General features: G+C 46.2%; 7 protein-coding genes. 4 read left to right on the top strand and 3 right to left on the bottom strand.

Annotated features, from left to right (window positions below; translation table 11 throughout):
* The 3 genes from GF309_03640 to GF309_03630 all read left to right on the top strand — a co-directional run.
* A partial coding sequence (locus GF309_03640) for a hypothetical protein (GenBank protein ID MBD3157861.1) occupies positions 1–1,203 on the top strand: 1,203 nt, incomplete at its 5' end.
* 206 nt (positions 1,204–1,409) lie between these two features.
* Positions 1,410–2,261 carry a hypothetical protein gene (locus GF309_03635; protein ID MBD3157860.1) on the top strand — a complete coding sequence of 284 codons (852 nt, stop codon included), beginning with the start codon at positions 1,410–1,412 and terminating at the stop codon, positions 2,259–2,261.
* Between the two features lie 353 nt (positions 2,262–2,614).
* Entirely contained in the window at positions 2,615–10,135 is a 7,521-nt protein-coding gene (locus tag GF309_03630; protein ID MBD3157859.1) for a S8 family serine peptidase, read from the top strand.
* Between the two features lie 117 nt (positions 10,136–10,252).
* Here the strand turns inward: GF309_03630 and GF309_03625 are convergent, their stop codons facing one another.
* Positions 10,253–10,564: a hypothetical protein gene (locus GF309_03625; protein ID MBD3157858.1), complete on the bottom strand. Its 312-nt coding sequence runs from the start codon at positions 10,562–10,564 to the stop codon at positions 10,253–10,255.
* Between the two features lie 141 nt (positions 10,565–10,705).
* Here GF309_03625 and GF309_03620 point away from each other — a divergent pair, with 141 nt between their 5' ends.
* The gene (locus GF309_03620) at positions 10,706–11,668 is read left to right on the top strand and encodes a hypothetical protein (protein ID MBD3157857.1); all 963 of its coding nucleotides are present in this window, start codon (positions 10,706–10,708) and stop codon (positions 11,666–11,668) included.
* Here the strand turns inward: GF309_03620 and GF309_03615 are convergent.
* Both GF309_03615 and GF309_03610 read right to left on the bottom strand, forming a co-directional pair.
* The gene (locus GF309_03615) at positions 11,665–13,986 is read right to left on the bottom strand and encodes a hypothetical protein (GenBank protein MBD3157856.1); all 2,322 of its coding nucleotides are present in this window, start codon (positions 13,984–13,986) and stop codon (positions 11,665–11,667) included. The two genes, GF309_03620 and GF309_03615, sit on opposite strands and share 4 nt — an antisense overlap.
* An 87-nt stretch (positions 13,987–14,073) precedes the next feature.
* The gene (locus tag GF309_03610) at positions 14,074–14,661 is read right to left on the bottom strand and encodes a hypothetical protein (GenBank protein MBD3157855.1); all 588 of its coding nucleotides are present in this window, start codon (positions 14,659–14,661) and stop codon (positions 14,074–14,076) included.
* Positions 14,662–14,789: the final 128 nt, after the last annotated feature.

The raw sequence follows: 14,789 nt of genomic DNA, 5'->3' as shown, positions 1-14,789 counted from the left end.
TTTGAAATACAGGATTGCTACTTTTCTGCACCCTCAACTACTGGCACTGCTGCAGTCGAGTTTTGGTACGTGACGAATGGAAAAGTCAGCAATTGCATTTCTGATGCAAGCCGAGGGGGAGAGGGTTTCCTTATTGCCGGTTCATCCAATAATGTCTTCATCAACAATACTGTTGTCGACAACGCCAAAGGCTTTGACATAATTCAATCGTCCCACAGCAACACGCTTATCGAGAACACCGTCACTTCCAGTGGTGGGGGATACTCACTATCTGGATCAGACAACAGCAAGCTGATTGGCAATATCGCCGCTGATAATCCAGGGAGTGGGTTCCGCTTAACTGAATGCTTCAATACCACTGTCGTAAACAACACCAGTACCGGAAATACTCTGTTCGGGTTCAGTCTACGAGATTGTACTAACAACACAATAAGCAACAATACTTGCGCAAGCAATGGTTATTCTGGGTTCAGTATGTCCCACTCCTCAAATCACAACACCCTTACAGAGAATTCAGCCATCAGCAACTCGGCAAATGGCTTCTTCATCTATGGAGAATCCAGCTATAACACCTTCACTAGCAACATAATCGCCTTCAATTCCGACGAAGGAATCGACCTATCATCCTCAACATCTAGCAACAACACTTTCTTCCTCAACGTGTTCTACGATAATGGTGGAGCAAATGCCCGTGATGACGGAGCCAACAATACATGGGATGATGGCGCATCTTCAGGCAACTATTGGGACGATTATGGTGGGGATGGTTCTTATGTTATTTCTGGCGGTGCAGGAAGTCAAGACCGGTATCCCTTCGAAATAGTGAGACCTACGATTGACACCCCCGATGATCTCAGCTACACGGAGGGAACGACAGGACATTCAATCACATGGAATCCTGTTGCCACTTTCCCATCGTCTTACAGAGTACTGAAAAACGACACCATAGTTGATTCAGGTGTTTGGAATGGCTCAGAGATTGTCATAGAGGTTGATGGTCTGCCTCCAGGGCTTCACAAGTACAAATTGATAGTAGAAGACGGGTTCGGGAACACCGCAAATGACATAGTGTTTGTGTCAGTGGTCGCCGATTCAGAGGGTGGGCCTTCTATTCCTCGAGAGATGGTGACACTTGGTGTAGGAATCGGGGCGGCTGCAGTAGTGATTCTACTATCGTATGCACTCTACACCAAAGGAAGATGATGAGGAATCTAATTACCGAAACCCCCGAAAGAACTTTCGAACAACAGTGGGCTCTTCACGGTGGCAGAAACCTACCAGTTACTCGTCGATCCACGTACTGCTATCGCCTCCATCCTGATGATACTGTTTCTTCTACAGCAAGCTTCAGGACCATCCGAACAACACTTATAGAATATGAGTAGATATTATACGCTGGTAGAAGGCGCATGTACAAGCTGGTAGCTCTGATTAACGATATTCTTGGAGTTCTCCTTTCGAAAGGTGCGGGACGCTTGGAATCAGCAGGAGATGTCTATATTTTCCAAATGGACAATCACGTTCTGCGGATTCCTGGAAAGATGCTTGCTTCTGAGATCAAGAAGCAAAAAATCGGGCACTACTACTCAAGAAAGAAGTCGATGCATCCCAATGAGATTCTGGATACGATTGATGCAATTCTCAACGATTGTATGTTTTCTGAATTTATGGGCATCAATGGCAGAATTGAGAAGGTAAGAGAATCTCTTTGTCGGCCTAGTAACCCGGACGCTTTTCACGAAAACCCTCCTGGCAAAGTGCATATTCGTTTTCGAAGAGATGGAACCAAATACCTATTGGTCAGTGAATGTCCCGCCAATACGGAGAGTTACCACGAGCTTCCGCTGTTCCATAAGCTTGAGAGGAGGTGGTTGGAAGGGAAGCTTCTGCAGAGTTTCTCTCTGCTCAGGGAAGACGAATATGGGTGGCATCATGAATTCGAGATTGACGCGGTTTCAATTGCTGAAGATATCGTATACCTATTCGAGATGAAACATAGCAAATGCCCTGTTGCTGCAGAGCTTCTGAAAACCCACTTGAAAGCAGCCCGATTTATCCGTGCCTGGCACAGGAAGCTTCAGAAAAAACTCACACACTTCTGCCCTATTTTGTACATGAGAGAAAGAAATGGTGAACCGTCTCCTCACATAAATCACATATACTATGAAGAGCTCCCTGAGAGATTCTCTCCTCTTGAGTTGCACGAATTCACAACATACGACCTGCAAAATCCCATGCAGCAGTCCCATCCCTATTCATAGCTTGCAATTTGTGGGCGATTTAAGGCTGCAATGACTGCAAAGCAGGTTATGGCGAGTATCGACCCGAGTGTTTGTTCAAGTATTCACCGATATGGTGGATTTCTTCTCTATTTCCCGACGCATGATGGCTGTTGGTGTAAGAAGTGTTACGACCATAACGATGGCTTTGCCGTCTTATGCGGGTTATGTCAAATGGATACGATACTCACCAATTCTGTCGAAAAGGACTTGCGAGCAGAAGCATGTCGTTGCCGAAGCTATCTCGCGAACACTCAAAATTCTCAAATTTCCTCTGAAGATTTATTAAGTAGTATACTGGCAGAGCCTTAGATTTGCCGCTAGTGGGTGGAGAGATGCCTAATAGAAAACGCACGTTCGTCTATGCAATACTAACACTATTTCTCGTATTTGGAGTATTCAGCACTTCCAAAGCAAGAGCAATTGGCCTTTCCGATGGGAAAGGACCCTTTGTTGATTCGATAGTCTATGAAGTGATTTCTCAAGAAGATCAAGCTGTCCTTGCACTGCAGGATGGGGACATCGATCTCATTGGTGAAACTATCGATGACGCTTATCTGCAGGAGCTACAAGAATCCGAGAATATAGAGATAGGAGAAAAACCGAGAAACGGGTATGGATACATCACAATCAACTGTGCTAAGTATCCATTCAATATTACCTCGTTTCGAAGAGCCGTAGCATTTGCCCTTGATAAGGAAGGAATTGCAACATCAATATGGGATGGGTTAGCTACTCCACAGGACAGCCCTGTGCCTCAAATCAATCCCTTCTCGATTGAAGGCCAGCTACCATACAATTACTATGAGGCTCACGTGTCAACCGGCAATCAGCTACTTGAAGATGAAGGATTCGTAGATGTTGACGGCGATGGATACAGAGAGGCACCAGATGGCTCGAATTTCAGCGTTGTCATCGAGGCCGCCGATTCATCATCCGCTGCTATCAACACTAGTTCACTTGTTGCTGACACGCTTCAGTCTTTGCATGTCAATGCAACCGCTCAACCAACGGACTTCTTTGAATATCTGAATAGATTGTACTTCCACGAAGACTATGATATGGCATTTCTTGGAAGTAATTATGCCAATTTCGATGTTGATTGGCTTGCCTATGAGTACTGGTCCGAGTACGCTGATGAACCCTATCACAATTTCCCGAATTTCGAGAATGCCACCTATGATTCTTGGAGAGACCAACTGCTTCATGCAACTGACTATGATGATGTGTATGAGGCTGCTAGCGAGATGCAGAAGGTTCTTGTCTATCAATCGCCTATACTTGTCTGTTACAACAACTACGAGTTTTCGGCTTACAGAACTGACCGTTTCGAAGGTTTTGTCAACGATGCTGTTGATGGTATCCCTTCATGGTGGACTAACCAGAAGGTTCACCTCAAAGATAGCCAAGGCGGACCATATGGCGGGGTATTCACCCGGAGCAACGCTCTGGATGTTGATAGTTTCAATATTCTTCTAACATCTTCCACGCATACACTGAATGTTCTGGATGAGTTATATGATCCTCTCATTCGGACTGACAGCGAGGGGAATCTCATGCCGTTTCTTTCAGAGGATTATATCATTGAAACACACGCTGACAATGCCGATGTTCCAGATGGCCACGCCAGAATGACATTCGATATTGTGACAAACGCCAGCTGGTCAGACGGGGCACCTTTGACTGCCCAAGATGTTGCCTTCACATACAACTATCTCAGAGATTCAGATCATCCGGATGCAGCTTCATACAAGGATTCAGTCTATGCCGCCTTTGCGCCCGATGATTACACATTTGTGATAGAATTCACGACTGAATCCTACTGGCACTTGCCTTCCATAGCGGATATCCCTATTCTGCCAAAACATCAGTGGCTTGGGGTAGATTACCAGAGTTTCTTCCCTCAGTATGATGAGCTGATAACCAGTGGGCCATTCTATGTGAGCAACTACACGGAAGGCACCTCTATAGAACTGACTCGGAATGAATACTACTACCTTATGCCATATGGTAACACTACCGCCCAAGGCAACAGCGTCACCCAGACCACACCACCTCCCTCTACATCACCAAAAGAACCGCTTGATCAGTTAGACACCTTCGTTGAAGATGCTCACACTCAATGGTCTGACAGCTCTTTCACTCCTGACGTTGACCCACTGCTTCAAGAGTGGATTGACACTGGTGAACTGGATTCGAGCATAGTCACACAAGACAGTAACCCAAGTATCATTGTGTTCAGCGCCCCATGGAGTGATTATGATGAGATTCGCTCCCTCCTCGATGTTCAGTGGTCTGTGAATCTTAAGGCATTGAGAATAACCAAAGCAATAGCACCGTCTCAGGAAGCCGTCACGGATCTTCGCGATGTCTCAGGTGTTACAATGATTGATACCGATGAGTATCTTACTCCGCAGAGGGATGATTTATCCAAGGATTCCACACCCTCGGAAACCGACCAGCAGGTAACTCCTGATATGGAAGAATTCAAGCCTATTGTTGGAGCAAGCGGCCCCACAGCCTCCCAATTCAATGGCAGTGGTGTTGTTGTAGGGCACCTCGATACCGGCTGTGACTTCGGTCAACCCGATTTGCAGGATGCGTTCCATCCGGACACCTACGACCCAACAGGATACAGTCTCGTCCTAACGGATTCTCTTGGCAACACGTCTAACATTGCTGACACTGCTAGTTGGCTTTCCGAAGGCAATGTCCTGACCTACGAGGTGGGTGGCAAACACTATCTCAATGTTACGGGATGGGACCCGCTTGTCAATAATCACGGGAATAATCGTCATCTGATGGGTCTGCTTCCTCCCTACGGAAATGGGTATCCTGTTGGGAGCGATGTAGGGTTCATTGGACTCTATGAGGATTATTGGGGAATCAACAATGTATCGGAGTTTGTTTACAACGAGATTTGGAAAGACTGGGAAATTCCTGATCCCTCTATAGCTCACGACGAATTTCACTTCGGCTGGGTGTACCAGCAACGGCAAGATCCGTACGCAAAAATGTGGGCACCCGTACTTGTGTACAATTCTACTATTGACAATCAATTCCATGTCATTATGGATTGGGAGGGCGCAGAAGGCTGGACCGCCATGTGGAATGGTGCACTGTACTACGAAGATATAGACCTCAATACGACAGCCGACCGAAACGAAGTCAAGGCACTTTTTGATTGGAATTTCACTGATGACTATCAAAGCGAAATCTATGATGCAGCTAATCCCATCATTGCGAATGACTATACAGATAATGGCGTAGATGACGTAAGCTATGGCGCCCTCTGCTGGACAATGGATCCCGGCTTCTTCACTGACGAAGAAATCTTCCAAGGGTTCAGATCCGACGGAAATGCCATTGCCATCTACTTTGATCAGGGAACACATGGAACTGCAACAGCGGCTCATATTGCAGCTCGTGGGCAGAACACATACTATGACGCAAACAACGAGAGCTACTTCCAAATGTCGGGTATTGCTAATGCGTCAAAAATTCTATCGATATCTTTCCTAAGCTCTGGTTCAGATATTGGTGCTTACTTGTGGGCTTGCGGTTTCGACTACGATAGTGTTTCGGGAGAATTCAACTACACGGGCAATCACAGAGTAAATCTAACTACCAACTCATGGGGCTGGGCGGTAGAACCAAGCGACGAATTTGGTGAATACAGTCTTGCTTGGATTATCCTTTCTACTCCCGGATATCTGAATGCCTCGTATCCTGGAATGCTTCATGTGTTTTCAGCCGGTAACGAGGGTGCAGGCTACATGACTACTGGTCCTCCAGGTTGTGCTTCGACAGTCCTAACAGTAGGAGCTTCAACAAGCAGTCAATACCTTGAGTACTATTATGGCCCCGAACAGGACGCAATGGGAATCGCAAGTTTCAGCAGCAAAGGCCCAGCATTTTCTGGGTACAGCAAGCCGGATGTGTTGGCACCTGGTTCTGCAGGCTATTCTGCGAACCCATACTACGGGCAATACTTCCAGTCCTACTGGGAGAATGGGCCACATTGGGGCAGCGCCGTATCTAACTACACGCTGTTTAGTGGTACGAGTCAATCTGCTCCTGTTGCTGCTGGTGCTGTTGCTCTGGCAATCGAGGCTCTTGAGAATGAATCGATAGACTGGACCCCGGACAGGCTCAAGACTGTTATGCAGAGCACTGCTGCAGATATGGGATATGACCCAGCAGTTCAAGGCTTTGGTCTTATAGATGCAGAAGCTGCTTGCAAATTCATTACTGAGAATTCAACATTCATCTCCGAGACTCTTGATTCCCACAATAATCTCATGGATATTCTGGAAGGTAGTTGGGAAGACGAAGTCACTGCTGTTGACTCGAGACTAGATACTAATATCCCAAGTAATCCCCTTCCACGCGATTTCGCTGATGCTTCGCTCTATTTTGGGAATGTCATTGCTGGGCAGACAACGAATATTACGCATTCCATTCTGACAGATTCACTTGGTACTGAATTAACGGATATGACCGGTTGGTCGGCAAGCCCGTATCGTTATCAACTGGCTGAGAAACATACTTTTGACAGTACCACCTTTATCGATACCGATGATGTGTCAGGAAAGACTGTCTACGGCTGGTTTGACCTGCGCGATCAACTTGGAAGTATAGCTTATGATAACGCAGTCTCTACCTACAGCTATGTTACAGTAGCAGTTTCCTTTGAAGATAGCACTGTGTCTTCTACTGGCTATCCCTGGATGTTTCTCTACGACTGGACCGATGATAATCCTGCGGATGGACAACCAAACCTATGGAACTCGAGCTCTCTGCAAGGAAACGAGCTAACACGGCTGACTGCGGCTTCCGATTCCGGCAATCAGAATATGATGCAATACGCTACATCTCTTTCCGATTTACAAACAGACCTAGACGGCGATTTGACCCTAGTTATCCATGACCCCGTCTTTGATGTGGATCCAGAGTATCTCGGCAACAGCTTCACCTGTACGGTCATGTTCTGGGAAGAAGTTCCAGCCCCAGAGATTACTTGGATCTCAGGAGGTTCCGCTGGAACTATCAACTGGTCTCTTACTGCCCCCACAGACTCTGCTGGAATCCATCAAGGCTTTGTTGAGGTCAGTGATGGGGTAGATACGATTCGAGTCCCATGGAGCTATAATCTTGTTGGGAATTTGAGTGGCGGAGCCGGAGAAGAGCACATCTTGGTTGACCACTTTGGGTCCGAACTATCACCTTATGATTCGGTATCATACGGCTGCATGGACGAGGGCCCCGATGATTGGGACTTCAGAAGCTTTGCATTGCACAATCCGCATGCAAATGCAAACTATCTTGGTGTGCGGTTGCTTTGGGACGACCCAGATAGTTCCTTCTCAATGAACATCTATGACGCAGACGGGATGAAGCTTGCTGATGTGACAGATTCTACCGATACATCAGCTTCCCATCTGCTCAATGTATCAACGCATGCAAACGAGACGTACTATCTCCTTATTCATCCAACTTTGCTCCCCTCGCAGCAAGAACTTCCTGTCAATATCACCATCAAAGCAATGTGGTACGAGTCAATTTCCTCACCGCAAGTTTATCCGGAGTACTACTCCAATTCGGACCCCACTGTTCGAACATTCACAGATGAAGATACGCTGACAGGAGATCATGTCATTGTGAATGTGACCTTCTCTGAAGAAACACTGGCTCATATGCCTGAGTATACAATCACCAATACGGATTTGGAGTTTCTCCAAGGTCAGTTGTTTGAGCGAACAGGCAGTCTAGTCATACCTGATGTAAGCTACGATCCATTCTCTGGTGCTATCGATGATAGCCAATTTGCTTGGGAGTACATCTCTGGCATAAAGAGTGGAGAAACAGCTGAGGTTACTTGTGATTTCTCAAACACTGATTGCGACATTATGGCTTGGTGGTATAGCATTGATGGCGTGGTCCAAGATAACTCGACATGGTCGTATGCCAACAATATCTTGGACGGTGATCTGTCAACAAGCGACAAGCCTGAAACCGGACACTTCACCGCTGAGTTTTCTGGTGAAGAAGCAACGCTGGCTGTAGGCATATTCGATTATGACCTCGCAACTGGGTCGTATGATCTTACTGTTGATACTCTTGAGGGTATCACAATTCACTCTAACGACCCTTCGGTATCCTACGATACCTACAATTTTGGAGAAAATGTAACGAGAACTATTCGGGGTACTGCATACAACGATTTAGGTCAGAGTTACGATGTAGTCTGGACCGATGTTGACATTAACAACTTCTTTGCACCTGAAGTAGAAGTCGTCAGTCCAAACGGCGGCGAAAGCTGGAGTGGAGCTAACACTATTGTATGGGATGCACAATCTGAGAACGTTGATGCAGATTTCTCCCATGAAGTCTATGTCTCAAATGATGGCGGACAAAGCTACATGCTGATTGCAGCAGATCTCAATGTAACAACCTATTCATGGGACATCTCCATGTGGGAGACACTTGACTCCTACAAGGTGAAGATTCTAACTCGCGACCGCGGAATGACATCATTTGATGAATCAGATGGGACATTCACCGCAGGTGATGTGACCCCAGAGGATACCGCTCCTATTGTCCAAGGCTATTCAGCACTTGCCTTCGATGTGGCTGATCCAGGCAGCAATGTGACATGGCGATGTATAGACCATAATCCATCTGAAATCAAGCTTTGGCTTGATGGTTCATTGATGTGGACAGATAGCTGGGCGCTTTCTGTGAATATCAGCTCTGTAGACTGTTCTTCATTGCCTGAGGGTATCTACAACTACACGCTGCAAGCAATTGACCAGAACGCACACAGCACCTCTCTCACAACTACTGTTGTCATTGGTGATGTAGCACCAGCAATTGATAGCCCGGACGATTTAAGCTACGTACTTGGAAGCACAGGACATGAAATAGCATGGACTGCATCTTCCACCATTCCTTCACACTTCATTGTGTATCGAAATGGCTCTGTTGTGCAGTCAGGTGTCTGGGATGGAACTGACGTGGCCATCAATATTGATGGTCTCTCCCCTGGAGTCCATAACTACACCCTGTGGCTGAACAACACAGTCAATCATGCATCTTCTGATTCTGTTCTTGTTACAGTTGTAGAAGATGCGAATCCACCGGCAATCACCAGTCCTGATGATATTGCCTATAGCGAGGGCAGTACTGGAAACTCGATTCTCTGGAGTATCGAAGATCGAAGTTCCGGCAATTATACTGTGTTCAGAAATGGTAGTGTAGTTGAGCAGGGTGAATGGGCGAGCAGTCCTACAACCCTGAACGTAAGCATCGACGGATTGTCATTGGGCACGTACAATTATACTGTTGAGGCCATAGATTTACACGAATATCGTGCTACTGATACGGTAATTGTTGAGGTTATTGATACGATAGATCCGACAATCGATAGCCCCAGTGACGTGATGTACATGGAGGGAGAGACAGGCAACAGCATTACTTGGAACTTCGAGGATGCCAACCTCGATTCCTATGTCATAATGCGGGATAGCTTGGTTGTTAAGAATGGCACCCTTAGCTCATCTTCAGCGGTAATCGAGATTAGTGTTGACGGCTTAGAGAGAGGAATTTACAACTATACTATCGTTGTGTCAGATGTTGCTGGGAACACGGTTTCTGATACCGTCTACGTGCTAGTTGATTCAAGCACAACAACTACAACTGACACTACTACAACTACCACTACTCCTCCAACTACGACAACAACTCCTGCAGGTCTTCTGGATCCAATGGTTATCATTCTCGTAGTGGGTATTGCATCGATTGCGGTGGTTGTTATTGTAGTACTCCTCTATGCCAGAAAAAGAAGGTCTGGGTAGATTCAGTGCTACTGAAGGTGTTCCCTTCCTGAGGGCCAAATACCCCCAGGAAGGGTCTTCTTGTTCAATCTATTTGATAGTCCTAACGACGACTAGGTCGAGTTTCTTTGCTACGTTCTATATCTCAAGAACCTCTTCTTCCTCTTTCTCTTGATGAGGTGAAATCTTGAGAATTGTATCCATGACCTCATCCAGTTTTTCTCGAGAAAGGATTTCTCTGAACGTCTTGAGTTCATGAAGATTTCGGACCATGACCCCTGTTTTCTTCGTGGGGTTACCACTCTCATCTGGTGGATTGATTTCTATGGCAAGGGACGGGGGTTTGTTTTTGCTGGCAGGTATCTTTCGGATGAAGATTCCAGGCTCGGTCGTTTTCATCATTTTCCAATCTTTTCCCTCTTCCAAGAGTTCTCTCAGTTTCTTCTCCATTTTTGTCACCATGTTCTGAGATGTCTGGTTTCAGATAAACTCTGCTACCTATGAAAATGCGTTTTTTCTGGCTGTTTTCTCCATTTCGAATTTCAGCAGCACTACACGTGGTCGCTTTGGTCGTAGGGTCTTTATTGTATCATGCAGATAGAACCAATCACAGGCAGATTGAGGAAGACGGCAATGTACGATGAATTATCGAGGGCTTCACTGGGAATCACAGCTGTGACATTTATGCTATTGCTTGCTTTTGGATGTTCAATAGTGGCTCCTCTTCCTGTTTTCGCTCAAGAGAATCCCCGCGAGGGATGGGCTGTTATCATGGAGATGCTTGACTACCCCGAGGGGTGGACAGACCTTCCAACGGGTAATGCTGATAGCACTAAGTGGACTGAAACCCTTGAATCGCTCAACTGGAGTGCGGACCATATATCGACTATTCGTGATGAAATCACGGAGTCCAGCATACTGAATGCTATTGAATGGCTCAATGAGAAATCAGACGAGAATGATGTGGTCCTGCTGTTCATCTTTGCTCACGGAGCGTGGCTGGACAATGTCATCGGGGATGGCAGTGCAATGGGTGATGTATGGGGGCAAGTTCCAGCGGAAGAAAAGCTCATGGTGTTTTCATCGTGCCACGCAGGCAAGTTTATTGAAGATATACCAAGTGAGAATCCTGAGGTGCGTATGGGCTCTGTAGGCCGTGATGAACTGGCTTGGGCTGGAGGTATAGACGAGGGTTTGCCAATACTCGGTGACGTATTCAATCATTACTTCACCTCAGCTTTCCTGAACGAAACAGCCGACACTGACGAGAACGGAGATGTCAGTGCGGAAGAGGCATTTACCTTTGCGCGCCCAAAAACACAGGACTACATTCAGAATGTAGTGTTCCCTGCCTTTCCAGAATACGAGGAGCTGTCCAACGGGAGTGCTCCTGAACCGGTCATGATTGATTCCTTTGAAGGGCATCTGTCATTAGCATGTCCCAAAGCAAAATCCGTTTCCCTTGTCCCATACTTTGTGGGGGCAGCAGGGGTAGGAGTGGCTGCGGTTGTCATAGTAATATTTCACTATTACAGAACCAAGAAAGGTGGCTAGCCCAGCAATCTGCTTCTGGATATCGAGGCAATACCCAAAGCAGATGATACAAAGAGATTTTCCCACTTCCCCTTTCTTCTCAGTTTTGACATGTACATGCAAATTACAGCGATGACGAATATGATGCCGCCATAGAATGCGAGAGAGATTGTTACTCCACCTACATTCTGAACAACTCTCACTTGAACAGAATCAACGAACTTGCAACCAGCCAAGTCAGTGATTTCCAGTGTGATGTTATGCTGACCTATGGCCAGTTTAGGTAACAAGAATGTGATATTGCTCAATTTGTTGTCGCTTGACTCCGCGAGGAGAGTGTCAACGTATATGTTGTAGTTGAACATGTACTCGCTGATTACTGTCCAAGATACCGAAGTATTGGTTGTGGTATCTAGTATGAAGAAGTCTTCAGGTCCAACAATAGTGATACCACTCAGATAGACAAAGAAGGATTCTGTTTCGGACCACGGCCCGTATATCGATCCATTAACTCGAGCTCGAACTTTGAAGTAGTATGTTCCTTCGGTAAGGTATCTGAGCGTTATGTTAGTTCCAGAACTATAGTGCTTTTCCCTATTCAGGGTGAAGTTGGAATTCTCAGCCAGTTCGGCTTCATAATCGACTGACCATCCTGGGCTAACCTTTGGCTCATTCCACGCAATTGTGGCATTAGGTATGGTGTAGATGTCTTCTTTATGTGTAATCGTGAGTGCTGGAGGTACCGCGTCGGCAGGGATTCCAACAACCGTGATATGCCTGTCGCTCCAGATGCTAACCATACCTTCGTCGTCTACTGATCGTACTCGGAAGTAGTATGTTCCGTTCTCTAACTTAGATATTCTATGTGTTGTCTTTTCGGTCTCGAAAACTTGGGGGGTTGGAAACGATGATGAATCATCCATCTGGAGCTCGTATGCACGTACGATTCCATCGGAATCTGTGGACTCATTCCATTCGACATTCAGGCTGTTTTCAGTGGTGCTATTCGGCATGTCTATGAAATGTGGGGACGTGGGTGGTTGATTTGGAGAAGTCGAGTTGATTGCATATGCAAACGTATCAACCGTGGTTGATGTTTCTCCAGTGAATACGAGGTCATCAATACCATCTCCTGTGATGTCTCCAATCCTGGGCCTCCAGAAGTACTCGTATCCAGTTTCAGGTCCTATCGTTGTTTCGAGTTCAAAATTGCCTGATGTGACTTGGTAGACATCAAGCGCATTCGGGTTTGGATTTGAGATTTCATGTCCATATACTGATTCATCATACCCATCTCCATCCAAATCTCCAACCGTGGGTTGCACCCAAGTATCACCATTATTAGGACCATCCTCTACAAATTCATAATCCACTCCATTGAACTGTAGGATACGAAGGTACTTGGAAAATGCTACATTGCTCCCCATGGGCAAGTCGATTATGCCATCATTGTTTGAGTCTCCCGTTTGTGGACTGAACTCAGGATCTCTTCCCAAATTGAGCGTCTGAATGAGTTGATAGGTTCCTTCAGAGTAGTTGTATATATCCACATCACCATTTTTCGCAGATGCATAGCCAAACCCGAAGAAGGCCTCATGCACTCCATTCTGGTCAAGGTCGGAAGTGGTGGCTACCATGCCGTATCCAGATCCATGCTCAAGACTGAATTCGACCACAAAACTCCCTTCTTCATAATCGATGATTCCATGCATCCCATGATCCGAGACTGCTTGGGTGAAAAGAACCTCGTCAACATTGTCCCCGTCAGTGTCCCCAACTGCAAGGTGGCCGTTTCCTGAGCTCCCTCCCGGCGGAGCTATGGTGTGCTCATGTGTCATGGAGAAATCTGCCTCCACCTCATAGATTTCGATTGTCCTTTCCATGTCGATGTTGAAGTCCTTTGCCACCACTATTTCATATGCTGGATCACCATCTACATTGCCAGCAGCGAGTTCTCGAATGTCGTTTAGAGATGTGTCGATGGATCCTACAACCTGTAGGGTTGTTTCTTCATACCGCAGAATGGTAATGGTATCATTTCCCTCACAGAATCCGAGTATCTCCAGAGTCCCATCATTATTGAAATCGAACAGATTCTGAGGGCGGGTTCTCTCAATCAATGCCACTTGAACTAGATTCTTGGATGCTCCATTCGCTGGTGATTCAGTGGTTTGGGTTGGCAACCCAAAATTGGAAACTCTCCCACTTGTTGAAACCTGCCCAACTTGCCCTATCATCAACAGTAGAACAAGGTAAGAAGCCAGAATCCTTATTCTTTGCATCTTCATAACCCCCTGATGATTGCAGCATGATCCATGTTTCTTCGTTCTTCTATGCACTCACGCACATGCTTCTCAAGGAAGAAAAGGATAAAGCTTGGTTACTCACACAACTGCATTCAATCGGGATATTCCAGCTCTAGTGGATTATCCTCGAGAAGAAAACAAGCATTTGAGGTATGCTCTAACCAGTCCGTGTTGAAGGTTTAATCTATATACTCCCTTTTGTCCTCCCCATCCCGATGGTGGGTCCCGTTCTTCAATGATTCCGAGATCCAAAAAGCGTTCGATTACGCCATCTGGGTTATAGATGATGCTCTGGGAGATGCCTGAAGCCTGCGATATCCTATGCCGGTTCCTGTAACCCGCTTCAGGGTCATCCTCAGGAAGAACACCTCCTTTTGGATTTACAACCACATTATCCTCTAGCAGAAAATCAACTAGGGTTTTGAAGATAGTCAGCTCCTCATGTGTCATTATCCTGTCAAGGAAGTCATCGAAGTCCTCGAGTTCCCAGTCAGATGTAGATGACGCCAGCCAATTTAGGTGATACCCTCCATCATCAGGTTCACTAACGGTAGCGAATAGCTTTCCTGTAGCTGTGCGAATCGGACTGTCCAGTATCTCTTCCCTGGTGTATCCGTTGTTTACGAACAATAATGCATAGAGCAATACGATAATGCTAACGACTGTGGACACAACTGCCAGCAAAATGACTGGCAGCGAAATCGCCATCAAAACCTGCGTTGGTAGGAGCAATACCCTAGATGTTCTCGTTAGGCAACCAGAATTATCACTGGTGTATTTTGCTGAATCACCCTTGATGCGCTTGGGGGAACATCCCACGTTTGTATTCTCCTCTC

The sequence above is a fragment of the Candidatus Lokiarchaeota archaeon genome (assembly GCA_014730275.1).
Classification (GTDB): Archaea; Asgardarchaeota; Thorarchaeia; order Thorarchaeales; family Thorarchaeaceae; genus WJIL01.
Note: the sequence above shows the minus strand (reverse complement) of the source record. Positions and strands in the feature narration are given on the sequence as shown.